Source organism: Limnospira platensis NIES-39 (assembly GCF_026000695.1).
GTDB classification, from domain to species: Bacteria; Cyanobacteriota; Cyanobacteriia; order Cyanobacteriales; family Microcoleaceae; genus Limnospira; species Limnospira platensis.
In genome coordinates, this window is record NZ_AP026945.1 from 5,029,058 (window position 1) to 5,053,098 (window position 24,041).

Below are 24,041 nucleotides of genomic sequence, written 5' to 3' on the forward strand. Positions count from 1 at the left end.
AAATTTTTAGGGCTTTTACTGATGGTCAAATGTCAAGGCTTTGCCTCTTACTTCTAAGTTAAGTTTGCCATGGTCATATACTACTTGACCTCCGACAATAGTAACCACTGGCCACCCGGTTAACTGCCAGCCTTCAAAGGGACTCCAACCACACTTAGTTTGCAATTCTGAGGCTAAAACTGGGCGATAATTGTTTAAATCAACTAACACTAAGTCAGCATCATAACCAGGGGCGATCGCTCCTTTATTAGGGATATTATAACCTTTCGCTACGGCTGTTGACATCCAGTTAGATACCTGAGCAACACTACAACGTCCGGCGATCGCCTGAGTTAGCATCACCGGTAAGGATGTCTCAACTCCCGGCATTCCTGAAGGACTATTTGGGTATGGTTTAGCTTTTTCTTCTAGGGTGTGGGGGGCGTGATCAGTAGCAATAAAGTCGATAACTCCATCTAACAACGCTCGCCAGAGAACATCATTATTTTCAGGCGATCGCAAAGGCGGATTCATTTGAGCTTTGGTTCCAATTTTACCATAATCGGTGATATTTAGCACCAAATGTTGGGGGGTAACTTCTGCAGTTACCCAGGCGGGTTTATCCTGTCGCAGTAATTCCGCTTCTATACCCGTAGATAGATGCAAAATGTGCAATCTTCGTTGATATTTTTTAGAGAGCTTCAGGGCGAGTTGGGTGGCTTCTAGGGCGGCTTGTTCATCTTGGATCTGGGAGTGAATCGCTGGATCTGTTTGTCCCGCAAATTCCTCGCGACGACGATTAATCCGGTCTTGGTTTTCCGCGTGTACCGCAATTAGGCGATCGCCTTTAGCAAAAATCGGCTCTAAAATTTCTTCGTGATCGACCAACAAAGGTCCGTGCATTGACCCCATAAAAATTTTAATCCCAGGAGTCGGGTTAGCCTCTAATAAATCAGGTAAATTCTCAGGAGTCGCCCCCATAAAAAAGCCATAATTTACTAAACACTTTTGCGCCGCCCTTTCTAGTTTATCCGCCAGCGCTTCTTTAGTGCTAGTTAAAGGGCGAGTATTCGGCATCTCTAAAAACGAGGTAACGCCACCTTTAGCGCAGGCGCGACTGGCTGTTGATAAATCTTCTTTATATTCTAATCCCGGTTCCCGAAAGTGAACCTGGGGGTCAATTACTCCCGGTAACAGAGTTAACCCCTCTGCATTTAGGTCGGTTTCCGACTCTCCAGCGGCGGGAAGTTCTGAACTAATTTCCAGAATTTTCCCCCCGCCAAGTTTAACATCTCCTAAGCTGAAATTGCCATCCGGTAGCAGAATGTTCGCGCGACGGATATAGATAATTGGGGTAGTAGACATGATTAATTGGTGACCGTATATTTACACAACCATTACCATTTTACCATCAACTGGCTACAAGTTATCATCATTTACCTGGGATTAGTTTCTGGGGCGATCGCCTCTTGTAAAATCTCCGGGATTTTTTCCCCACCATCTCTAATAATACTCTCGAATATATCTTGCACAACTTCCCGAATAAAGTCGCTGGTCAGAATTTCTTCAAAGTCATCTGATGATACATTAGTTAAGCGCAGATTAGGGAGTTGAAAATCAAGGACTTGGACAAATCCCAAAGGTGCTAAAGTCACATTAACTTTAGTATTCTGAACATCGATAACATCAAAGTTCAGCTTGAGCTTAGTTTGCGATTTTTCCTCTGGGGTTTCCGACGGTGTTCGCGGTTCCGACCGTTGGGTAGATTTCAGATTATTGAGAATCGCCAGGATATTGTTTTTTAGTAATCTCTGTTCAATGTTGACATCAATATGGTTAATCGCGAAATTATTGATTTCCACCACATCAGTTAACAGGCTTCTCGGAGTCACATCAATATCCACCTGATAAATCTTGATCACATGGGGAGTGCTAAAATTATCAGGATTGTTAATCGTCAGATTATTAACCCGCAAATCACCCCGAAATTTATCCAAACTCAAGGATTGAATTTCGGTCGGTACTCCTAGGGTTGAACTCACTATATTTTCTAGGTAATTTTGCAATTCGCCATCCACCCTAGATAAAGTCACATTGATGATAGCAGCCAGGACAATCAGCACACCTCCCACAATCCCAGCAATAGTCAACCAATTTTTCCGTTTTTTAGTCATGGTTTCACTCCAGATTTAGCCCGTGATTTTGACATATTATAGACCAGAAAATTTAACAGTTGATTGGTTTCCGGTCAATTGTTTGCTATAATTATTATAGCCTTCTTCTCTAACTGCTTACCTAGATTTTACATAAATTGCTGACCATGACTATTTCTCCGTTGCTAATTGAAACCGCCCAAAAAACCCAAGCAGCAGCCCGCCAATTGGCTGTTTTATCTACAGATGCCAAAAATCAGGCGATCGCATCCATAGCCCCAGCCCTAGAAAATGCCGCCCCAGACATTCTCGCCGCCAACCAGATGGACTGTCAACAAGCCCAAGCTGATGGTATCGCCAAACCTCTTTATAACCGATTAAAACTCGATGAAGCCAAATTAAAAGGCGCGATTTCCGGCTTGCGAGATGTCGAAAAATTAGCCGATCCAGTAGGTGAAATTCAAATTTATAGGGAACTAGACCAAGGCTTAAATTTGCGCCGGATAACCTGTCCTTTAGGAGTCTTAGGAGTAGTCTTCGAGGCGCGACCAGATGCCGTTATTCAAATTTCCGCCTTAGCCATCAAGTCTGGAAATGCCGTAATATTAAAAGGTGGAAAAGAGGCGATTCATTCCTGTCGAGAACTTGTGAAAGCCATCCGCCAGGGACTAGCAACAACCCCAGTCAATCCCGAAGTCGTACAGTTATTAACTACTCGCTCCGAAATTATTGAGTTATTACAGTTAGATAAATATGTGGATTTAATTATCCCCAGGGGTTCTAATTCTTTTGTGCAATTCGTCCAGGAAAATACCCGGATTCCCGTTTTAGGTCATGCTGATGGTATTTGTCACCTCTATATAGACCGGGAGGCGGATATATCCAAAGCCCTACCCATAGTCATTGACTCCAAAATCCAATATCCGGCCGCTTGTAATGCCTTAGAAACCCTGTTAGTCCATCAAGATATAGCACCCAAATTTTTACCCCAAATCGCCGCAGAACTCCAACAAAAAGGAGTAGAATTAAGGGGAGATAATCACAGCCAAAAAATCCTGGATATACCCCCAGCCACAGACGCAGATTGGCAGACAGAATATACTGATTTAATTCTCTCAATTAAAGTCGTCGAAAATTTAGAAGCAGCCATTTCTCATATTAATACCTACGGTTCAGGTCATACAGATGGCATCATTACCGAAGACCCAGAAGCCGCCCAAACCTTTATGTCTATTGTAGATTCAGCCGGAGTATTTCATAACTGTTCCACCCGTTTTGCTGATGGTTTTCGCTATGGTTTTGGGGCGGAAGTCGGTATCAGTACCCAAAAAATGCCCCCCAGGGGTCCCGTAGGTTTAGAAGGGTTAGTTACCTATAAATATCAATTAATTGGGGATGGTCATATAGTCGCCACTTACGCCGGAAATAATCCCCAACCATTTACCCATATAAACTTGCTCTAACAATAGCCACCCACAGCCATTTAAACTGGGAAAGGCGGGAGCAATTGTTCAGGTTCATAATTTCACCCGCAACATTGCTTAACCCGCCTAACTGATTATGGTTAACTAGATTACACCAAGTTACTAGAATTATTATTTAGCATAAATTTTCCTAAAATCACCAAAATATAATCATTTCTTAATACTTGACGATCGCCCCAAAACCGTCCATAATGTAAGGTAAGGTCTCAAAGGCTTAGAAAATGCAAAACAATACAACTGTGCAACTAGCAACTGTAGCCGCCATTGCCTTGGGAAGTTTCGCCGTATTTCAGCCACCTGATGTCGCCCAAGCGCAAGTAACATCCTTTTACTGCGACATGAACTCCCCCATAGGCTATCCCACCGTCTACGCTCGCACACCCGCCGGAAATAAACCCATAGTTAGCTTATATTCTGAATATTTCAGCGCCTCTGGCTATTCCCCAGAACGCCGCTGTCAGGAAATCGCCCAAAGGTTTACCAACTTTTCCCATACTGGACAACTGAGATATCTAACCGCCGGATATGTCAACAATTTACCAGTAATTTGCGTAGTTTCCGATCATGGAATGCCCTGTGCTAGTAACACCATATTATTTACCATGAAAGCGGACGACCCCGAACCCGCCGAAAGTAAACTTCAGCGACTGTTCAACATCCGCCGAGGAGCCAGTGATATCCTATTTGAAAGCGAAGATGATGCAGGTGTCTACATCAACTTTGATCAATTTTTAGGGGGAGTTCCCGCCGAAGCCGCTACCCCCACACCCACCACACCATCAACCCCCCCCAGTTCTCAACCTGGGACGGCATGGTGAGCCCTAAAATATCTACCAAGTATCTAAGGTGCAGCAATTACTCAAATTTTTAGCCAGGGCGATCGCCATTGGTTTTCCCCTGTTAGGATTAAGCTGTCAAGCACAAGTGCTGACAGAAGAAGAAACCAGACAATTGCAGCCGGAACCAACCCTAGCCGCCAACACCAATCTACCAATTCCCGCAACAGCCGCCCTGCACCAAAAAGCTAGACAGATTACTGTCCGCGTTTACTCAGGAAGGATGTGGGGAACCGGGGTAATTATTGACCATCAGGGTGGCATTTATACAGTCGTCACCAATGATCATGTTTTGCTACCAGGGGGAGGGCAAAATTATCGAGTCCAGACCTACGATAACCGCATCCATACCGCCGAAATAGTTAACTCTATATCTTGGTTTCACAATGATTTAGGGATTGTGCAATTTCGCAGTGTAGATCACTCCTATAATGTAGCAGCGATCGCCCCCACACCAGTAGCCCTAGGAGAAACCGTAATCGCCGCCGGATTTCCCTTAGAACCCGACCCATCAGCCCCCCAAGGGTTTGTGATTACACAAGGTCAAGTCTCCCGGTGGATGCCACAGCCATTTATCGGAGGTTATCAGGTAGGATACACCAACGACATTTTTTCAGGAATGAGTGGCGGACCCCTATTAAATCGCCGAGGAGAACTTGTCGCCATTAATGGAATGCACAAATATCCACTGTGGGGAAATGCCTATCAATTTGTAGACGGTTCATCCCCCGACCCCGCCGAAGCCGCCAAATTAGTTGAGTACAGTTGGGCGGTTCCCATTCACACCGTGTTACAACTCGCCCCCAATTTCACATCAGCAAACACCATCAACCCCAAACCCTCACCCCCCGTTGAACCCGTTTCTCCCGTATCCTCACCCTCCGAATGGTTTTGGTAAACCAGAATAAATATTAGGTTAGGAACAATGATCAAAATGCGATCGCTTACTCAAAATCTACTACTGTTAGCCGGAGTCTCCCTATTAGCGACTCTAGCCCCCGCCGCCATGGCTGCACTTTCCCCCGCAGAAATCAACTCCATCGCCAGCCAAACCACCGTATTAATTGCGCCAGAACTTCGACCCGAACTCATCGAAGCCCTAGAAAATAACTACAGAAATCCCCAAGCGGGCCAAAACAACCCCGATGGCGTATGGCATCCCGGTTCCGGGGTCATTATCGCCCGCGAAGGTAATCGCCACTATGTTCTCACTGTTAGCCACAACTTCCGACAGCGAGACCTAAATGCTGGGATATCTTACGGTATCCGCACCAGTGACGGTAAAGTTCATATAGTCCAACAACCCAACGATGGGCGAGGCTGTCCCCTCAACGGTTCTCCCACCCCAGGAAATTTAATCAGATTTGGCTGTTATTCCATCACCCTACCCACCAGAGTAGACGGACCAGATCTAGCCGTAGTAGTATTTGAAAGCGATCGTCACTATCCCGTAGCCCCTTCCGCCACAGAAAACTCCCTCAATGTCGGCGACCCCATTTATGTTTCCGGCTGGCCTGACCCCGAAAAAGAAAGAGATGCCACCACCGGACGCTGTACCGGGAGAGCCACCCGTCGCCAAAGACGATTTACCTGGGGACCCGTCACCGGAGTAGTTAACCCCGCCAGTAGCGAAAACGGTTATAGCATTTTTTACTTAGACAATACCCGTCCCGGAATGAGTGGCGGTCCTGTATTTGACAACCAAGGTCGCGTCGTCGGCGTTCACGGTCGGGGTTCCGGCGGTAAAGCCCAACTGGTTAATCAATTCTGTTCCGTTAGTAATGCCCCCAACGCCCAAGCCTTTGAGTCTGGGGATTTTGCCATCGAAGGTCAAGGAAGCGGACGCGCTGACCCAGCCACCCTACGAACCCGATTTAGTAGCGCTCAAGCCTTTAATAATTTTATCGGCTTAATTCGGCGCACGGGGTTAAATCTATCATTTAATACTAATCCCCCACAGCCCCAAATCATTCAAGCCGCCCTTACCGCCATTCCCGCCAGAAGTAGCACCGGAACCGTCGATTTTGCGATCGGATCTGTTCCTGTGGGCAGCTTTGATGACCCTCAAGATGTAATTCCTAACATTTATGATAGTTACAGTTCTTTTGAGGGATTAGGTTCTCGACTGCGAGATACACCGTCTGGCGGTTGCGATAGTCTACTTTTGGGAGAGCCTTGTTGGTAAATGTATGTTATAATAGCCCAAATTCCACTTGTTGCTGTGTCTTGGTAGTTGCGGCAACTACTTGGATCTCATCTGAAAAGTTAACTATGACATCTTCTTTAACATCTATTTTGATTGTAGATGATGACCCCGATAATTTTGATGTAATTGAAACTTTATTATCAGACCAAAATTATCAGTTGCATTATACATCTAATGGGACTCGGGCGATCGCCTCCTTGGATATACTGCAACCCAATTTAATTTTACTCGATGTCATGATGCCCGACATGGATGGCCAGCAAGTTTGTCGCGCTATTAAAGACATTCGCAAATGGCAAACTTTACCCATTATTATGGTCACCGCCTTAGACAGTAAAGAAGACCTCGCCCGCTGCTTACAAACCGGGGCTGATGATTTTATTAGCAAACCCATTAATCGGGTGGAACTCGTTGCTAGAGTTAACTCTATGTTGCGGATAAAGTCTCAATATGATGACCTGGAAGCTATTCTAAAATCCCGCGAAGATATGGTTAATATGATAGTTCATGATCTGCGGAATCCTTTAATGAGTTTATTATTTAGCCTATATCTTTTACAGAGGACAGAACTTCCCCATAAAATTGAAGATAAAATTGGTAAATGCTTAATCTCCGCCCAACGTTTACAAGCCTTAATTAACGACTTGGTAATCATGGGTAAAATGGAAAACCGACACCTTGAGTTAAATTTGACCGAGGTTGATTTGTCTACTACTATTCAATCCACTGTGGAAAATTTCCAGGTTATCGCCACTCAAAAAAATATCCAACTTATTTGTAAACTTCCCGCGCCTGGTGGTAGAATTAAGGTTGATGAGGCACTATTTACACGAGTTTTGGATAACTTACTTTCCAACGCCACTAAATTCTCACCCCGTCATAGTGAAATTATTATTAATGCTGATTATCTTACCCCCAAAGGTGCTAGGGTCCAAGTAGTTGATTTTGGTCCGGGAGTACCGGAGGAATTTAGAGCGAGTATTTTTAATAAATATGACATCGGGAAACTGGTAAAAAATGTATCTCAAATTGGTTTGGGATTGGCTTTTTGTAAAATGGTTGTGGAAGCCCATGGCGGACACATTAGAGTTATCCCCAACCAACCACAAGGCAGTATTTTTGAGATTACTATATAATGGTTATTTCCGAATCTCGAAAAACAAGGGCAGCCCCTAAGACCGCCCCCAGATATTAACAGTTGCTAATTCTAGCGAACCTGCATATAAACCGCATCGGAGATGGTCGGAATTTCTGCATACTGTCCCCGGATAGATTGGACAATACCATAACTAACAGAGGCTAAAACACCCAAGAAAATCATATTGAAGAGAGTTTCTTGGATAAACCCTTGCAATGGTATAATCCCCAAAATCAGACTAAAGCCAAGCACGATAATATTCAACAAAATCGACTGCATGGCATTAAATCTGATAAAGTGGGGGATATTTTCGTTACGCACCACCAGCAGATACATCAAGAAAAAGACAATGATCCCCGCAAAAGGAATGGACTGAAAAATTGCCATTAGGGGAGCTATGGGAATCAAGATAATCTGTAGTATGGGAAATTGAGTTAATAAAAATACGCCGAACTGTATTCCATACATCAAGGGTAGCATATAGGGCAAACAAGCAAAAATGCGATCGCGAACGGTCGTTGTCCCGCGCCAATTCATAGTCAGCTCTCCTGTTAACCAAAACAAGTCCACACTCCCAGCATAACGCAGTGACAAGGGAATATTGCTGAACTACGAATTAGATTTCACAGAGACACCCCCCGTTATAGCGTTAGCTTAATGGGGGAGCAGCAGCAGCAGAACGTCACAGCTAAATATTAGCAATGCGGAATCCCATCTGACACTCATACTGACCGGGTTGATTGTCTCCGGGTTTACGGATAAGATGACCACAACTAAGATGGCCACCACGCCAGCGAGGTTGACCGCTATGGTCGGCGAGTAAACACCCCTGACACACTTGATGGGTCTCAATAATTTGGTTTTCCATGACCATGACTAACATAATCTTCTCTCCCCGCGATTGCTGAAGCCCTATCCCCATTATATTTTGAGATTAGTCAAGACCCCAGGATTGATGCACAACTTAACATGGCCATTAATATCAGGTTGTGTCACGGGATACATCCGATGATCAGATTTTGTTGGCTGGGGTGGAAATATCAACTGGCGGCGGCTATATTTTTCGGGGTTAAATGTATCTGGGGGCAGTAAGCGGGTTATGATGGTGAATTTGGGGCGCACTTTCAAGCGATCGCTCCATAGTACCAAAACCTAAGAACTCTGAAAGGGGAATTTATACAGTGAGTGACACCAACCTAGACATCCTAGCCCAAAGTGATCCAACCGTAACAGAATTCATCGGACAAGAGCTACAGCGTCAACGGGAACACCTGGAACTAATCGCCAGCGAAAACTTTACCTCCGCCGCTGTCTTAGCCGCCCAAGGGTCAGTCCTCACCAACAAATATGCGGAAGGACTCCCCAAAAAACGCTACTATGGCGGCTGTGAATTTATCGATAAAATCGAGCAAATAGCTATCGATCGCGCCTGTGAACTCTTTGATGCCACCCATGCGAACGTTCAACCCCATTCAGGCGCTCAAGCTAATTTTGCCGTGTTCCTGGCTCTCCTACAGCCCGGAGATACAATCATGGGAATGGATCTATCCCACGGCGGACACTTAACCCACGGTTCCCCGGTCAACGTGTCGGGTAAATGGTTTAATGTTTGCCACTATGGAGTCAGTCCAGAAACGGAAACCCTGGACTATGACAAGATTTTGGAACTGGCTAAACAACATCAACCCAAACTGATGATTTGTGGTTATTCCGCCTACCCCCGGATTATTGAATTTGACAAATTCCGAGCGATCGCCGATGAAGTGGGAGCATACCTCCTAGCGGACATCGCCCATATTGCGGGACTGGTCGCCACAGGTCATCACCCGAACCCCTTACCCCATTGTCACGTCGTCACCACCACCACCCATAAAACTCTGCGCGGACCTAGGGGGGGGTTAATCCTTACCCGTGACCCAGAATTGGGCAAAAAACTAGATAAAGCCGTTTTTCCCGGTACTCAAGGCGGACCCCTGGAGCACGTCATTGCTGGTAAAGCGGTCGCCTTTGGGGAAGCACTAAAACCGGAATTTAAAACCTACTCAAGCCAAGTGATCGCCAATGCTCAAGCCTTAGCTAACTGCTTACAGCAACGGGGCTTAAAAATTGTTTCTGGTGGTACAGACAACCATCTGATGTTGGTGGATTTGCGATCGGTGAAAATGACCGGAAAAATTGCCGATCGCTTGATGAGTGAAATCAACATCACCGCCAATAAAAACACAGTCCCCTTTGACCCAGAATCACCCTTTGTCACCAGTGGTCTGCGGTTAGGTTCTCCAGCCATGACCACCAGAGGGATGGGAACTTCAGAATTTATCGAAATCGGTAATATTATCGCCGATCGCCTATTAAATCCTGATGATGACACAGTGACAGCCGACTGTCGCGCGCGGGTCGCCCAACTTTGCGATCGCTTCCCCCTATATCCCCATTTACAAATCAAAGTTCCCGCACTAACTTAATCAGTTTCTGGGTCTGATTCTGGGTCTGATGGGTGCAAAAATAACCAACAATACCCCCATCTTTTAAGGGGAGACTGTGATCAGGCGGTTCAAAATATAGTAGACTCACCCTGAACTAGCTTTTAGCACCCATCCCAAAAAACTTTGATCAGATGCCCTATCCTTTTTATCATCTGCTGGCTTTTGTAATTTCTACCGTCGTTGTCCTCTGGAGTACACCGATAGTCAAAAATATCGGCCTGAGAAGCGGACGAGTAGATTTACCCTGCGATCGCAAAGTTCATCAGCGTCCCATGGTTCGCTTGGGGGGAGTTTCTATCTTCATCGGTACACTCATCGCACTAATATTAGTTTGGTGCTTTGGTGGCTTTATCGGCGCAGATGGTCAACCCCTCCCCCCTAAACAAGAATTTGAAATCTTAGGAGTCGCTATAGGCGCTATAGCATTCTTTCTCATTGGTTTGGCAGACGATTTATTTGGTCTGTCTCCCCTAACTCGATTAATCTTACAAACAGCGATCGCCAGTTTAGTCTGGTGGGTCGGAGTCCGCATTGAATTCCTGAGTATCCCCTACTTTGGCGGCTTAATACATATCGGCTGGTTAAGTTTACCCGTCACCGTCCTTTGGTTAGTGGGAATGACTAATGCTATAAATTGGATTGACGGCCTCGACGGTCTCGCTGCTGGGGTTTCCGGTATTGCGGCCGTCGTTATGTTAATCGCATCTCTATATATGAATCAACCCGCCGCCGCCCTAATTGCTGCTGCCCTAGCTGGCGGTTGTCTGGGATTTCTCCGATATAATTTTAACCCCGCTCAGATTTTTATGGGCGATGGCGGTTCCTATTTTATGGGATTTACCTTAGCTGGTGTCGGAGTTATTGGTTTAGTTAAAACTACCGCCGTAACCTCTGTTTTACTACCTTATATAATTCTAGCTGTGCCGATTTTGGATATGTCAGCAGTTATTATTGAACGATTACGACATGGAAAATCTCCCTTTGCTGCTGATAACCGTCATTTGCATCACCGACTACTAAAAGCTGGTTTATCTCAAAGGTTAACTGTTCTATTTATCTATACTCTCACCTTATGGGTGGGGAGTTTAGCTCTAGCTTTCTCCGGTTTTCCCAGTGGTTTGGTCTATGCTTGGGCAACTACCGGATTGTTAGGTTATACCAGTTGGAAAGCTGTAAAGCGAGCCAAATCATCAAGTTAATAGTCTCATCTATTGTCAATTAATCAAATCTATGACAGCCGAAATTATTTGTGTGGGGACAGAATTACTCCTGGGTAACATTACCAATACTAATGCCCAATTTATTGGAGAACAATTAGCCGAACTTGGTATTCCTCACTATTATCAAACTGTGGTAGGAGATAATCCAGAACGTCTCAAAAAAGCGATCCGGATCGCCTCAGAAAGATCACAACTCCTCATCTTTACCGGAGGCTTAGGACCGACTCCCGACGACCTGACTGTAGAAACCATTGCCGACTTTTTCCAGACCCCCCTCATCGAAAAACCCGAAATCATCCAAGATATTGCCCAAAAATTCGCCAGTCGTGGGCGGGAAATGTCTCCCAGTAACCGCAAACAAGCCCTAATTCCCCAAGGGGCAGACATCCTCTACAATCGCATTGGTAGCGCTCCGGGAATTATTTGGCAACCCAGAGGCGATCGCCTTACCCTCCTAACATTTCCCGGAGTCCCCTCCGAAATGAAACAAATGTGGGTAGAAATAGCCATTCCCTACCTACGTCAACAAGGCTGGTGTTCTCAGACCATCTACAGCCGCACCCTCAGATTTTGGGGCATTACCGAATCAGCATTAGCCGAAAAAGTAGCCCCCTTCCTAGAGCTACAAAATCCCACAGTAGCCCCCTATGCTAATTATGGAGAAGTTAAATTGCGGATTTCTGCCTGTGCCGAATCCGCCGCCCGCGCCGCCGCTCTCATTGAACCAATCGTAACCCAATTAAGACAAATTGCCGGATTAAACTGTTATGGCGCAGATGATGACACCCTCGCCTCCGTCGTTGGTCAGCATTTACGACAAACACAACAAACCCTAAGTGTAGCTGAATCCTGCACCGGCGGCGGTTTGGGTAAAATGATTACCGAAATTTCTGGCAGTTCCCAATATTTTTTAGGTGGAGTCATCGCATACGATAACCGCATCAAAAATCAACTCCTCGGAGTTAATAGCACCGACTTAGACCAATTGGGGGCAGTATCCGCTACAGTTGCCGAACAAATGGCTCTGGGAGTGCGATCGCTCCTCCAAACCCACTGGGGACTATCCATAACCGGCATTGCTGGACCATCAGGAGGTACGGACAGTAAACCCGTCGGATTAGTATACATCGGACTAGCCAAACCCGACGGAACCGCCACATCACAAGAATTCCGTTTTGGTAACCAGCGAGAACGCTCCTGGATTCAACGAGCCAGTGCCTGTAGCGCCCTAGACCTGCTCCGCCGCCAATTTTAACCTGATCACCTTGCCAAATTCTATGAAGATTTGTTATGATTAAATCAGTGCTGGGCAACTAGCTAATCTTAGGGTATGTCAATTTTGCTAACAGTAGGCACTGAAGGCATGAGGTCTACCCGTTCCGTGTAGAAGCAATTCCGAAATTGCTGCTACCCTAAAATCAAAGAAATTGCGGGTTTGAGTTAGATTAGCCTGCGAATTTGTAAAAAGGAGCCATTTTTGCAATGGAATACATTGAAAAGGTACTGGAGAAACTCCGGGAATGGGCGCGGGAGCTAATCGAAGCATTATTAGGTCCAGAACCACAACCGGAAGCTGAACCAGTCCCGGTGCCAGTCAGAGATTTTCCTCGCTCAAGATAGTAGTCAACTCAGTTTCTAGTAAACTGCTGAGGTATTAAGAAATTGTTAAGTATTCTGGTGCTGCATGGTCCTAACCTAAACCTCTTAGGTCAGCGCGAACCGGGTATCTATGGCAAGGCTACCTTAGATGACATTAACCAACTGCTAACACAGGAGGCAGCGTCATTGGGGGCTGAGGTTGTGGCTAGGCAGTCTAATCATGAAGGGGTCTTGGTGGATGCCATTCACTCTGCATTAGACCACCATCATGGCTTGCTGATTAATGCGGGAGCCTATACCCATACCAGCGTTGCTATTAGGGACGCTATATCAGCAGTCAAAATTCCCACTGTTGAGGTTCACCTAAGTAATATTTACACCCGCGAACCCTTTAGGCATCATTCCTATATCGCCCCGGTCGCGATCGGTCAGATTAGCGGCTTTGGGGCTGATAGTTATTGTTTAGGTTTAAAAGCATTGGTAAACTATTTGCGATCGCCCTAAAACCCAAACCTTCCACATGGAACACCCATTATTAGCAAAGTTCCAAGGCGCTTTGCTAGGCGCGGCTTGCGGTAGTTATCTCAGTCATCACCCACCCGAACCCGACTGGGTGGGATTAATTATGGCTTTCACCGGCAGTCTCATTGAGCATCAAGGCTTGGATTTAGACCATTGGGGTCAAATTTGGCAAAAAAGCTGCCAGCGCCACCCAGAGAGCCCACCAAACCCCGATGAAGCCGCTTTAATTGCCTTCCCTATGGCTCTATTTTTCCATGAAAACAGATCCCTACAGCAACAGCAATTACAACAATTAGCCGAAATATGGCCTGATAGCGATCGCAGTCTGGAAAGGGAAGCCACAATGTTAGTGATGGGTGAAATCATAGCCCAAATCATGGCAACAGCAAGGGATAATCGCCCCATAATACCGACCATATTAGAAAACCTATCCACCAACAACACCACCGTTGAGCAGCAACTGTCTCAGGTCCAAATAGCCCTAGCTGAATCAATGACCCTGATAGAAACACAGGCGCATTTGTCTAGTTTTCCTCATTCCAGCCTAGCCCTAGGATTGTACTGTTTTATGAGTACACCTGAGCAACCCATATTAACCCTAAAGCGTTCATGCCAAATTAATTCAACCTCTGCACTGACAACCATCATCAGTGGTATATTTTCGGGAGCCTATAATACTGTTTTGGGCATTCCTGTGGCTTGGAGAATGAACCTGATAACTGCCAACCCCACAGCGGAAATCTCTATCCTTAACCTAGGAGAAACATTATTTAAAATTTGGTCTGGCGTTGATCCATGGGTCTTGGACGGTGCTTTAAAGAAGGCGTGACCAAGTTTGCCTTATTGTGAATTAACGATCGCCAAGCCTCCGGTAACTTCAGCGAAGACCGCTAGTTGAGATGACTCATGGGAAATGATGATGTTTTGCGGATCGTCGTGTTTTCATTGGCGGCGATGCTCCCCAGGTTAGGTTCCGTCAGAGTGTGTTAACTATAAACCCTTATCCTGACAGCGATAGCGAGCTATTACTCAACCCGATAACTATGCCTAGTTACTCAAATGTTACTCACAATCTAGTCCTAGCACAGGAAAATAATTCTGTCAATAGGTTGATTACTCAGTCAATAAGCACAACTTAATCAATCTGTCAAATGCCTACTATCTCCCCCCAACCAAACACCGATAGGGTAACTCCCTTGTGATAGCAGTCAATGGCAAGCCTATCGGTTCGTTCCTCACCATTGACTGCTATCACATCGTTCGTTTCCCCAATAGTGCTTGTTTCGGTTAGGGGGAGGGTATGGGTTCAATTTTGCAGGATATTGCCTAAAGCTACCAGTGCTAACCATAGAAAGGTATGAGTGCGATCGCAGTGGGATTTATCTATGGCTTAAAGTCAACACGATAGCCGTAGGTAGCCGTAGGGGGAACCCACTAGGTTATCAATGTACAACGATACCCCTATCAATGTACAAAGATATTAGGCTGCCTATCCGGTTATCTATGGGAGTCAGATTATTAGTGAAATATTGAGGAGCCTACTCGCTACCAACAAAATGCGATCGCATAATCTAAACTATCTCCTACCGGAACCAACCCGATACCCCTAAACAACTTTTCACCTGGTGACTTGTTTCGTTATCTCTCGCTGATACCTACATAATCCTAGACAATTGCTTTACCAGCGAAACCGATACCTACATACCGCTAGACAAGTCTCCAATTTATAGGGGTACTGAGTTCCGCACGGGATGATTACCCCTAATAAAGCACTAAGCCAAAATCTTAACCCGTCTATTGTAGGTAAACTAGGGGTGAGCATTCATATAAATGATTTACAGGCCTGTTGCAACAGGCCTGTAAACAAAAAATACACGCATCCCCTACAGTCAGAAACCATAGGGGGCCATTTAAGTTATTGAGTTAGCTGTTAGCTGTTAGGGTTTAGGGTTTTCTCCAACCATCATCATCAATATCATCTCTGTTAATTGGAAGAGGGGGTGATTGCTTTTTATCTTCTAACTGTTTTTTACAAACTGTTGATGGCATAAAATCATTAACATATCTAATCAAATAATTTAGGCTATTTTGGATACCGTCTAACCTATTCTCAATAATTAGGTTTCCTGTATGCGTAATGAACATACTGATAATAATCGCGACAATAATTAACCCTAATTCAACTATTACCAAGTTCATTTATATTAATTTCCAAAAATGAAGTGTAAACCATTTAATCCTTTCTAGTGGAGAAAATGAAGCGTAAAAATTGCTATATGGTGGTGATTCAATTATTTGATATTCATTAAGCCATATAATTTCACGTTTAACCATCATATTCTGCTTCACATCATTGTATGTGTAAAATTTTAACCACCCTGCCATTTTCCAGTACACGGGTACACTGTCAGCGTCAAATAATATCCTGATAAATTTACTGCCAGAAATGTCAGGCAATTTTTTAGTACCGTGTAGAGTACTATCATCTTCTATCCTAAAATTAAATTCATAAACCTTAAACCAGTTACTCTCTGATATATTAAGTGCATTAGGCATTATCTGTTAATTTATTGTTGAGTGTTTAGCATATTTTCTAATTTGTCGATTTTTTCTGATAATTCCTGAATTGCCGCAATCACTAATGGTATTAGTTTGTCATACATGATTGTTAAGTAATCTATTTTTTTGTCGTCAACTTCAGGACTATCTGTATGGTGAGTAACATTTGAGTAACTAGGCATAGTTATCGGGTTGAGTAATAGCTCGCTATCGCTGTCAGGATAAGGGTTTATAGTTAACACACTCTGACGGAACCCAAGCGTCTATATAGCCTACAACCCCTATTCTACCGTTACTTAGGTGTTACTCAAAGCCATAACAGGATCCATCAATCTGTAGCCATAAAATAACCCCTAGGGGTTTAGTCTAGGGGTGTTAATTTATGAAAGGTTGACGATTAGATTAATCTATCTGATAGATAACTCTGAGAAATGCCTTAGCTTCTGGAGTGTCAACATCAAACCCTAACGCTGTTAACCGTTCTATGGCTACGTTCAATGGTATAGGTAACTTAGAAACCCCTTTGAGGACTTCTAAGGTAGCGTCAATCCCTTCTGTTTTATATTTACTCTCGTTGACGATTGCGCTATGACCCATAAGTCTAGCTCGTAACTCGATAGGTAGTCCATACTTTTCACCTAACAGGTTGTACAGTCTACGAAAAGCATATTTTTGAGTTACCGGGCATTTCATAGAGGAAATTTTTTGACTAAACAAGGCCTCAAATCCTGTAACTATGCTTTTGGGTTTACTGCCTTTTTTAGGGGTGTACTGAGGCAATAAAGGCCTTTTTAATTCCAGGAACTCAAACATATCAAGGCTAGGTATTGGAGCTACAATCCTTCCCCCTGTTTTTATACTCACTTTCCGACCTTCTGCGTCAGTAAAATAAGTGTAATCTCCTAATACCAAGTAATTGTCTTGATTATCAGGGTCTGATAGTGCTTTGATGATTACACCATCTTCAGTTACAAATGGCTTAGTTAGATTAACGGCGGCGGCTATTTAAGTTGGCCTCAGTCCGTACATTACTGTCATACCAGTCACCCATAACCAGTTATGCCGGGATGATTGATGTTGGTGGCCTTTAATAGTATAGGCTTCCTGTTTGGCGCTATACCACCAATCTTTAAAGGCATCGATACCTATCCGTTGTTTCTTTTTGAATTGCGTTTGTTTGGGGTCAATAGGTTCAAGCTTTTTAAGTAAATGGTCTTTGTTAGGTGATTTCTCGGCTATGGCTTTTAAAATGTAGTAACGTTCCTTGAAAGTTTTGGAGCCTACTAATTGTTCTCCATTCTGCAAGGGAATATATAGCATAGCCTTGAAACTCTCCCAGCTAGGATATTCATCCCAGTTAGGGAACAGCCTGAAATATGCCCCTTTAGTAGTGTCGTAAGACGCTAAGTCGCTAGCGATATCGCGAGAACGCTTCCGTCCTGTGTTGCGGTTGTACCCGGCAAAATACTCATCCTCTAGTTGTTGGAATATTTCCCGATAGGCTATCAGATTATCCTCAATCTGGTTCTTTCCTAAGATAGTCGCATCGTACCAATCCCAAAATTCACTAGCGCTAGTGATAGTCCCTAGGGCTTCAGATACCAATTTAGCTTTCTTGACCCCGTCTATCACCCCTTCTGGAGTACACTCAAGGTTAGCCGTTTTGGGTAGTCGTTTTCCGGTTGGTGGTTGCTTAAACTGCAATAGCAGATTGTACCTAGTCCCGGTCTTTTGAAGTTTGAGAGTTACCCCTTTGGGACATTCCCCCTTAAAATCCTGATAAGCTTTCATGAACCTAGTGTAATTGTCGTCATAGTTGCCCTTTCCCCCTACTGTAGGGGTATCAGTAGCGTTACTCATTTTTTACTCACTTGTTATCCTGTTATGGCTTTGAGTAACACCTAAGTAACGGTAGAATAGGGGTTGTAGGCTATATAGACGCTTGGGTTCCGGCGGATAGATTCTGACCTGGCTCCGTTGCGAACCAACTCGATCGCCCCATTAGGATTATAATACGATTAGACGTGATAGGTAGATGTCCATTTTCCTGGCATCGAGCCCCTCAAGGGACGCGGCAAATCTATGTATCCAGACACTCAAAAAAGGGGGGAGTTCGCGGGACTTATACCCGTCCGAACAAAACACAAGTTAAAATAACAAACACTGCCCGCCGCTAGGCGGAAAGGGGGCGGATTCGGGGGGTCTAGGGCCTAAATAACTACTGGTGCGGAAATCTGACTCATCCCAATTGAGCAATATCGCGCTGGGTATTTAGGTTAAATTTAAATCATGCCGGATAGGTTTGTATGGATAGGTTTGAGTCAATCACCCGACAGATTGAACGACTTCGGGGTCATACTCGCCATTTATCATCGCGAGGAGGGACGGCTGAAGTGGTAAATCAAGGGACAAATAAGCAAAAATCCAGGGCGATCGCATTGAAGAACTCAGAAACTCAGGCGGGAAACGGTAACAGTTCCCCCACCGGAAAAAGGCGATCGTCTCAAATCAGTTATCCCGTCCTGTGGGTAATAGCAATTAGCACCCTCACAGGTGTCATGGGGGTTCGCTTTTATAACCAACCCAGATTATCAGTCGGCAGATATGCTCCTGAAGCCTTTATCGCTCCCGCTGATGCCAGCATTGAAGATCTAAAAACCACCGAAGAAAAGCGCCGAGCCGCTCAAATTGGCGAGATATCGGTTCTGGTTATCGATCCGACTATTGACCGGGAAATTCGGCAAAACCTCGAATCAGTATTTGATCAAATTAACACCATTCGAGAACTAGCTGGACCTCTTCCCTATGTCAATACTGGCATTGTCTCCACAGATGTCCAGAGCCATATTCGCCAGCTACCACAACGACAATGGCAAGAGTTGATTACCAAAGTTAATCAGACCCCTAGTTTAGAAACCACCGACGAACCGGAAACCGTCACGGTCGATAAATCTAATATCCAAAAGTTTAAGAGTAAATTGGAGCAGGAAAGACAGCAACGTAAGGCTTATTTACAACTGTCTCAATACCGCAACCGAGTTGACGAGGAAGTTTTTTCAGATTTAATCGCGGAAATCTCAAATGCTCGTCGCAGCTATGCCCAAGCGGTTGATTTACTCTCCGAACAACAGACCTCAGAAGCTAGAGACTTATATGATACCACTGTATTAAACTGGTCTGATCCACTGTGGCAAGAGACCCAATTTAGCATTTTACAGATAGCTAGACAAATGCTATCCCAAGGTATCGCTCTAGGTTTACCTAATGACATTATCAGACAAGCTGCCAGTCTCCATATTAACGGTGTAATTCCCCCAGAATCCCAAGGCTTTGCTCATACGGTTTTAAGTAGATATCTGCGGCCTAATTTGATTAAAGATCCCGTGGCTACCCGACGACGAGCCGAATTAGCTGCCCAAAAAGTTGAAACCGTGGTGGTGAATGTCAATAAAGGTGATGTGATTATCCAACCAGGTGAGACGATCACTCAGCGGGAATTTGTCATCCTTGACTATTTTGGGAAGAGTGAACGGGGGATTAATTGGAGAGGCTTAATGGGGTTTGTCTGCTTAGTGACAGTCTCCATTTTGATTGTGCTTGTGGTGCAAAAAAAATTCCGTCCGGGTTTGCGCCGACGAGATTACATTCTGTTATTGATTTTGAGTCTCAGCACTCCCGTTTTATTGCTGTTAAAAATACCAGCTACTAATTTGCCAGCGGTGGGGTTATTAATTGGGAGTTTTTATGGCTCTGCAGTCGGTGTTACTGTGGTAACTATGCTCTCAATAATGCTGCCTATTGGTATGGAAATTGAGACCATTTCCCTGGTGGCTAGTGCCGCTGGTGGTCTGGTGGGTAGTTTAATGGCTGGGAAGTTGCGATCGCGTGAAGAATTAGCCCTCCTCGGTGGGGTGGTAGGTGTCACTAAAGGGCTAGTGTATTTAATCGCTACCCTGATGATAAGTTCTACTGCTACTGTGATTTTTCATGTGCTGCTGGGGGCGGTCACTCTCAAGGTTTTTGAAGGTTTGGCTTGGAGTATTGTAGCTTTAGGATTAAGCCCCTATTTAGAGCACGTTTTTGACCTAATTACACCCATACGATTAGCAGAATTAGCTAATCCTAATCGCCCCCTACTGAAAAGATTAGCCACAGAAGCCCCTGGCACTTTTCAGCATACCATGTTTGTGGCTACTTTAGCAGAATCCGCCGCCAGCGCCCTAGGCTGTAATGTGGAACTGGTACGCACGGGAACCCTGTACCATGATATTGGTAAAATGCACGACCCCCTAGGATTTATTGAAAATCAGATGGGTGGTCCGAATAAACATGATGAAATTGACGACCCCACAGAAAGCGCTCGCATTATTAAAAAGCACGTCAGCGAGGGGTTAGTTATGGCTCGTAAATGTCGCTTACCTAAAGCTATTCAGGCTTTTATTCCCGAACATCAGGGAGAAATGTTGATTGCTTATTTTTATTATGCAGCCCAACAGCGAGCTCAAAAAGATGATAGCATTGTGGTTAAGGAAGAGGATTTTCGCTATGATGGACCTATCCCCCAATCTAGGGAAACTGGTATTGTGATGTTAGCAGATTCCTGTGAGGCGGCATTGCGATCGCTTAAAGATGCTACCCACGAAGAAGCCCTACAAATGGTTAATAAAATTCTGCGCGCTCGGTGGCAAGATAATCAATTAGTAGATTCGGGATTAACACGGGAAGATATGGCGAAAATCGCCGAAATTTTCGTCCGGGTCTGGGAACAAGTTAACCATAAACGTATCACTTACCCTAAAGGTGTTTTCTCATCAAGATAATGGATATTTGACAAATGTTTTCCCAAGTGTATTATTTACTATGTTCTCAACAGGATGGTCAATATGTAGCCGCTCATCCTAACCCCGATTTACCAGAAAGCTATGTGCTGCTATTTGCCGAACATTTTGAAGCCCTTAGCTACCTGAACCAACATGGCGCAGAAGTTAGCGATCGCTTTACCGTTGAATCTATATCAGGTTCTCAAATTAAAAGCATTGTTCAACGTTGGGGATTTTCTGGGTTGGGGATGGTAAAAGACCCCCTGATTCCCACCATTGAATTTTTATCCATTCAACCGGGATAATTATAACCGCTCCCTGGGGTATCTCCTCTGACTGCATTTCACAGATGCCATGGAGCCCTCAATGTGCCAAAATAATCCCAGAGAGTTCTATGATCATCAACAGCGCGGAGTTAAACTGTGGAGTCCCGATATAATCCTGCATCCATCGAACAGAAGTGGCAAAACACATGGGCTGAACAGGGGTTGTACCAAACCCATCAAGACCCCAATAAACCCAAATTTTATGCCCTATCCATGTTTCCCTATCCATCGGGAAGCCTACACATGGGTCATGTCCGTAACTATACCATTACTGACGTGATTGCCCGACTCAAGCGGATGCAAGGATATCGCGTCCTACACCCCATGGGATGGGATGCTTTTGGACTACCAGCGGAAAATGCAGCTATTGATCGCGGTATCCCTCCCCAGACCTGGACCTATCAAAACATAGCCCAAATGCGCGAACAACTCCAACGGCTGGGATTTTCCATTGATTGGGATGCCGAAGTAACCACCTGTTCCCCGGAATATTATCGCTGGACTCAGTGGATTTTTCTGCAATTTTTCCAAGCCGGACTCGCCTACCAAAAAGAATCGGCCGTTAACTGGGACCCCATCGACCAAACCGTATTAGCTAACGAACAAGTTGATAATGAGGGGCGTTCCTGGCGCTCTGGTGCTATAGTAGAACGGAAATTATTGCGCCAGTGGTTTCTCAAAATTACCGACTACGCCGAAGAACTCCTCAATGACCTGGAAAAACTCCCCGGTTGGCCAGAACGAGTGAAACTGATGCAGGCTAACTGGATTGGTAAATCAGTGGGGGCGCGTTTAGATTTCCCCATTGTGGGAGTTGATGATCAAATCTCTGTGTTTACCACCCGTCCTGATACGGTCTATGGGGTGACTTACGTTGTTCTCGCCCCAGAACACCCCTTAGTCGCCCAAGTTACCACCCCCGACCGTAAGGCTGAGGTAGAAGGGTTTATTAAACAAGTGACCGCTGAAAGCGAAATGGAACGCACCGCTGAGGATAAACCCAAGCGCGGCATTCCCACGGGTGGAAAAGCTATCAATCCTTTTACTAAAAAAGAGGTTCCTATTTGGATTGCAGATTATGTCCTGTATGAATACGGAACTGGGGCGGTGATGGGGGTTCCCGCCCATGATGTCAGGGATTTTGCCTTTGCTACTCAATACAATTTGCCCATTCGTCAGGTGATTGTTCCTGATGATGCTGATAACGATAATGACCCGGATGATGAGGTGAAGCAAGCCTACACGGAACCGGGAATTATGGTAAACTCAGGGCCTTTTAGCGGCGAACACTCTAGCCACGGTAAACAGGCGGTGATTGAGTATGCGGAAGATGAAGGCTATGGGGAAGGAAGGGTTCAATATCGCCTCCGGGATTGGTTGATTTCTCGTCAACGCTATTGGGGTTGTCCAATTCCGATTATTCATTGTCCTGACTGTGGGGCGGTTCCGGTTCCTGATGCGGATTTACCTGTGAAATTGCCGGAAAATGTGGAATTTAGCGGCCGTGGTCCGTCTCCGTTGGCAAGTTTGGAAGATTGGGTTAATGTTCCCTGTCCGAGTTGTGGCACGCCAGCGAAGCGGGAAACTGACACTATGGATACGTTTATTGATTCTTCCTGGTATTTCCTGCGCTATCCTGATGCTCAAAATGCTGACCAGGTTTTTGATTTAAGCAAAACTAACGATTGGATGCCTGTTGATCAGTATGTGGGGGGAATTGAACACGCGATTCTACATTTGTTGTATTCCCGCTTTTTTACGAAGGTATTACGCGATCGCAATTTATTAAAGTTTGATGAACCTTTCCAGCGCTTACTAACCCAGGGTATGGTGCAGGGGATTACTTATAAAAACCCGAAAACTGGTAAATATATCCCCCCTGATAAGGTGAACACCAATGAACCTAAAGACCCGGAAACAGGCGATCGCTTGCAGGTTTTCTTTGAGAAAATGTCGAAATCCAAATATAATGGAGTTGATCCATTATTAGTAATGGAAAAATATGGCGCAGACACCGCGCGTATGTTTATCCTCTTTAAAGCACCCCCAGAAAAGGATTTAGAATGGGATGATGCCGATGTAGAAGGACAATTTAGGTTCCTGAATCGGGTATGGCGGTTAGTTACCGAATTTGCGGCTAATCACTCTGTTAGTAGCACTAAATCAACTCCTGAGAATCTGAATAAAGCTGAAAAAGATCTGCGCCGCGCTATCAATAATGCTATTAAAGAAGTTACGGAGGATTTAGAGGGGGATTACCAATTTAATACGGCGGTATCGGAAATGATGAAATTGAGTAACGCCCTATCTGATGCTACCCCCATTCAAGACTCGCCTATTTATCAGGAAGGAATCGATACTCTGTTAAAACTTCTGGCTCCTTTTAGTCCCCATATTACTGAGGATTTGTGGCATCAAATTGGTCATGGTGATTCGGTACATTTACAATCTTGGCCGACTTTTGACCCCAGTGCTTTGGTGGTGGATGAAATCACTTTAGTAATTCAAATTAATGGCAAAACTCGCGGCACTATTCAGGTGGCTAGTGGGGCGGATAAATCCACTTTGGAACAACTAGCCAAAGACTCAGAAATTGCTCAACGACACCTGGAGGGTAAGCAGCTACGCAAGGTAATTGTTGTACCTGGTAAGTTGGTTAATTTTGTGGTGGGTTAATTTACCATTTGATGATGTTTGGTAGGGTGTGTCAGAA

General features: G+C 44.9%; 21 protein-coding genes and 1 pseudogene. 14 read left to right on the forward strand and 8 right to left on the reverse strand.

Translation table 11 applies throughout. The features are described from left to right. Nucleotides 1–15: 15 nt before the first annotated feature. Nucleotides 16–1,344 carry a dihydroorotase gene (locus tag N39L_RS24800; protein ID WP_014276684.1) on the reverse strand — a complete coding sequence of 443 codons (1,329 nt, stop codon included), beginning with the start codon at nucleotides 1,342–1,344 and terminating at the stop codon, nucleotides 16–18. Between the two features lie 71 nt (nucleotides 1,345–1,415). After that, nucleotides 1,416–2,153 carry an AsmA family protein gene (locus tag N39L_RS24805; RefSeq protein ID WP_006619876.1) on the reverse strand — a complete coding sequence of 246 codons (738 nt, stop codon included), beginning with the start codon at nucleotides 2,151–2,153 and terminating at the stop codon, nucleotides 1,416–1,418. Between the two features lie 146 nt (nucleotides 2,154–2,299). Here N39L_RS24805 and N39L_RS24810 point away from each other — a divergent pair, with 146 nt between their 5' ends. The 5 genes from N39L_RS24810 to N39L_RS24830 all read left to right on the forward strand — a co-directional run bounded on the left by N39L_RS24810 (nucleotide 2,300) and on the right by N39L_RS24830 (nucleotide 7,794). Then, on the forward strand, nucleotides 2,300–3,595 hold the full coding sequence (locus N39L_RS24810) for a glutamate-5-semialdehyde dehydrogenase (RefSeq protein WP_006619875.1): 1,296 nt from the start codon (nucleotides 2,300–2,302) through the stop codon (nucleotides 3,593–3,595). 242 nt (nucleotides 3,596–3,837) lie between these two features. Next, on the forward strand, nucleotides 3,838–4,434 hold the full coding sequence (locus N39L_RS24815) for a COP23 domain-containing protein (protein WP_006619874.1): 597 nt from the start codon (nucleotides 3,838–3,840) through the stop codon (nucleotides 4,432–4,434). A gap of 28 nt (nucleotides 4,435–4,462) precedes the next feature. Further along, on the forward strand, nucleotides 4,463–5,350 hold the full coding sequence (locus N39L_RS24820) for a S1 family peptidase (RefSeq protein WP_006619873.1): 888 nt from the start codon (nucleotides 4,463–4,465) through the stop codon (nucleotides 5,348–5,350). Between the two features lie 36 nt (nucleotides 5,351–5,386). Continuing rightward, complete coding sequence (locus N39L_RS24825) at nucleotides 5,387–6,637, forward strand: S1 family peptidase (protein WP_231852000.1); 1,251 nt, start codon at nucleotides 5,387–5,389, stop codon at nucleotides 6,635–6,637. Nucleotides 6,638–6,723: 86 nt separating this feature from the next. Continuing rightward, a complete protein-coding gene (locus tag N39L_RS24830; RefSeq protein ID WP_006619871.1) occupies nucleotides 6,724–7,794 on the forward strand; it encodes a hybrid sensor histidine kinase/response regulator in 1,071 nt (356 codons plus the stop codon). A gap of 71 nt (nucleotides 7,795–7,865) precedes the next feature. On the opposite strand, the gene N39L_RS24835 is transcribed toward N39L_RS24830, so the two are convergent. The 3 genes from N39L_RS24835 to N39L_RS24845 all read right to left on the reverse strand — a co-directional run bounded on the left by N39L_RS24835 (nucleotide 7,866) and on the right by N39L_RS24845 (nucleotide 8,945). Further along, nucleotides 7,866–8,333, reverse strand: coding sequence for a Tic20 family protein (locus N39L_RS24835; protein ID WP_006619870.1), 468 nt, complete (start codon nucleotides 8,331–8,333; stop codon nucleotides 7,866–7,868). A gap of 151 nt (nucleotides 8,334–8,484) precedes the next feature. Then, entirely contained in the window at nucleotides 8,485–8,679 is a 195-nt protein-coding gene (locus N39L_RS24840) for a hypothetical protein (RefSeq protein WP_006619869.1), read from the reverse strand. 38 nt (nucleotides 8,680–8,717) lie between these two features. Beyond that, nucleotides 8,718–8,945: a hypothetical protein gene (locus N39L_RS24845; protein ID WP_014276685.1), complete on the reverse strand. Its 228-nt coding sequence runs from the start codon at nucleotides 8,943–8,945 to the stop codon at nucleotides 8,718–8,720. Nucleotides 8,946–8,977: 32 nt separating this feature from the next. Between N39L_RS24845 and glyA the strand changes: the two genes are divergently transcribed. The 6 genes from glyA to N39L_RS24875 all read left to right on the forward strand — a co-directional run bounded on the left by glyA (nucleotide 8,978) and on the right by N39L_RS24875 (nucleotide 14,452). After that, nucleotides 8,978–10,261 carry a serine hydroxymethyltransferase gene (glyA, locus tag N39L_RS24850; RefSeq protein ID WP_006619868.1) on the forward strand — a complete coding sequence of 428 codons (1,284 nt, stop codon included), beginning with the start codon at nucleotides 8,978–8,980 and terminating at the stop codon, nucleotides 10,259–10,261. Nucleotides 10,262–10,413: 152 nt separating this feature from the next. After that, nucleotides 10,414–11,481 carry a glycosyltransferase family 4 protein gene (locus N39L_RS24855; RefSeq protein ID WP_006619867.1) on the forward strand — a complete coding sequence of 356 codons (1,068 nt, stop codon included), beginning with the start codon at nucleotides 10,414–10,416 and terminating at the stop codon, nucleotides 11,479–11,481. A gap of 31 nt (nucleotides 11,482–11,512) precedes the next feature. Further along, on the forward strand, nucleotides 11,513–12,757 hold the full coding sequence (locus tag N39L_RS24860) for a competence/damage-inducible protein A (RefSeq protein WP_006619866.1): 1,245 nt from the start codon (nucleotides 11,513–11,515) through the stop codon (nucleotides 12,755–12,757). 227 nt (nucleotides 12,758–12,984) lie between these two features. Continuing rightward, complete coding sequence (locus N39L_RS24865; RefSeq protein WP_006619865.1) at nucleotides 12,985–13,122, forward strand: hypothetical protein; 138 nt, start codon at nucleotides 12,985–12,987, stop codon at nucleotides 13,120–13,122. Nucleotides 13,123–13,164: 42 nt separating this feature from the next. Continuing rightward, nucleotides 13,165–13,605 carry a type II 3-dehydroquinate dehydratase gene (gene aroQ / locus N39L_RS24870; protein ID WP_006619864.1) on the forward strand — a complete coding sequence of 147 codons (441 nt, stop codon included), beginning with the start codon at nucleotides 13,165–13,167 and terminating at the stop codon, nucleotides 13,603–13,605. Nucleotides 13,606–13,621: 16 nt separating this feature from the next. Continuing rightward, entirely contained in the window at nucleotides 13,622–14,452 is an 831-nt protein-coding gene (locus N39L_RS24875; RefSeq protein WP_006619863.1) for a hypothetical protein, read from the forward strand. 1,115 nt (nucleotides 14,453–15,567) lie between these two features. Here N39L_RS24875 and N39L_RS24880 read toward each other — a convergent pair. The 3 genes and pseudogenes from N39L_RS24880 to N39L_RS24890 all read right to left on the reverse strand — a co-directional run bounded on the left by N39L_RS24880 (nucleotide 15,568) and on the right by N39L_RS24890 (nucleotide 18,042). Next, entirely contained in the window at nucleotides 15,568–15,822 is a 255-nt protein-coding gene (locus N39L_RS24880) for a hypothetical protein (RefSeq protein ID WP_014274322.1), read from the reverse strand. Continuing rightward, a complete protein-coding gene (locus tag N39L_RS24885) occupies nucleotides 15,823–16,179 on the reverse strand; it encodes a hypothetical protein (RefSeq protein WP_014276687.1) in 357 nt (118 codons plus the stop codon). 405 nt (nucleotides 16,180–16,584) lie between these two features. After that, a pseudogene (locus N39L_RS24890) lies at nucleotides 16,585–18,042 on the reverse strand (recombinase). Nucleotides 18,043–18,488: 446 nt separating this feature from the next. On the opposite strand from N39L_RS24890, the gene N39L_RS24895 reads away from it, so the two are divergent. The 3 genes from N39L_RS24895 (at nucleotide 18,489) to leuS (ending at nucleotide 24,004) form a co-directional block, all read left to right on the forward strand. Further along, on the forward strand, nucleotides 18,489–21,002 hold the full coding sequence (locus tag N39L_RS24895) for an HD family phosphohydrolase (RefSeq protein ID WP_006616679.1): 2,514 nt from the start codon (nucleotides 18,489–18,491) through the stop codon (nucleotides 21,000–21,002). A gap of 14 nt (nucleotides 21,003–21,016) precedes the next feature. Further along, entirely contained in the window at nucleotides 21,017–21,307 is a 291-nt protein-coding gene (locus N39L_RS24900; RefSeq protein ID WP_006616680.1) for a hypothetical protein, read from the forward strand. Between the two features lie 117 nt (nucleotides 21,308–21,424). After that, nucleotides 21,425–24,004 (forward strand): leucine--tRNA ligase, encoded by a 2,580-nt coding sequence (gene leuS / locus N39L_RS24905; protein ID WP_006616681.1) that lies wholly within the window; start codon nucleotides 21,425–21,427, stop codon nucleotides 24,002–24,004. Nucleotides 24,005–24,041: the final 37 nt, after the last annotated feature.

Excerpts from the sequence above, each read along its gene's own strand:
- N39L_RS24825 (WP_231852000.1), top strand. The coding sequence starts at position 5,387 with ATGCGATCGCTTACTCAAAATCTACTACTGTTAGCCGGAGTCTCCCTA.
- N39L_RS24840 (WP_006619869.1), bottom strand. The coding sequence starts at position 8,679 with ATGTTAGTCATGGTCATGGAAAACCAAATTATTGAGACCCATCAAGTG.
- N39L_RS24875 (WP_006619863.1), top strand. The coding sequence starts at position 13,622 with ATGGAACACCCATTATTAGCAAAGTTCCAAGGCGCTTTGCTAGGCGCG.
- N39L_RS24860 (WP_006619866.1), top strand. The coding sequence starts at position 11,513 with ATGACAGCCGAAATTATTTGTGTGGGGACAGAATTACTCCTGGGTAAC.
- N39L_RS24835 (WP_006619870.1), bottom strand. The coding sequence starts at position 8,333 with ATGAATTGGCGCGGGACAACGACCGTTCGCGATCGCATTTTTGCTTGT.
- N39L_RS24865 (WP_006619865.1), top strand. The coding sequence starts at position 12,985 with ATGGAATACATTGAAAAGGTACTGGAGAAACTCCGGGAATGGGCGCGG.
- N39L_RS24855 (WP_006619867.1), top strand. The coding sequence starts at position 10,414 with ATGCCCTATCCTTTTTATCATCTGCTGGCTTTTGTAATTTCTACCGTC.
- N39L_RS24800 (WP_014276684.1), bottom strand. The coding sequence starts at position 1,344 with ATGTCTACTACCCCAATTATCTATATCCGTCGCGCGAACATTCTGCTA.
- N39L_RS24880 (WP_014274322.1), bottom strand. The coding sequence starts at position 15,822 with ATGAACTTGGTAATAGTTGAATTAGGGTTAATTATTGTCGCGATTATT.
- N39L_RS24885 (WP_014276687.1), bottom strand. The coding sequence starts at position 16,179 with ATGCCTAATGCACTTAATATATCAGAGAGTAACTGGTTTAAGGTTTAT.
- N39L_RS24810 (WP_006619875.1), top strand. The coding sequence starts at position 2,300 with ATGACTATTTCTCCGTTGCTAATTGAAACCGCCCAAAAAACCCAAGCA.
- N39L_RS24895 (WP_006616679.1), top strand. The coding sequence starts at position 18,489 with ATGGATAGGTTTGAGTCAATCACCCGACAGATTGAACGACTTCGGGGT.
- N39L_RS24815 (WP_006619874.1), top strand. The coding sequence starts at position 3,838 with ATGCAAAACAATACAACTGTGCAACTAGCAACTGTAGCCGCCATTGCC.
- N39L_RS24900 (WP_006616680.1), top strand. The coding sequence starts at position 21,017 with ATGTTTTCCCAAGTGTATTATTTACTATGTTCTCAACAGGATGGTCAA.
- N39L_RS24805 (WP_006619876.1), bottom strand. The coding sequence starts at position 2,153 with ATGACTAAAAAACGGAAAAATTGGTTGACTATTGCTGGGATTGTGGGA.
- N39L_RS24830 (WP_006619871.1), top strand. The coding sequence starts at position 6,724 with ATGACATCTTCTTTAACATCTATTTTGATTGTAGATGATGACCCCGAT.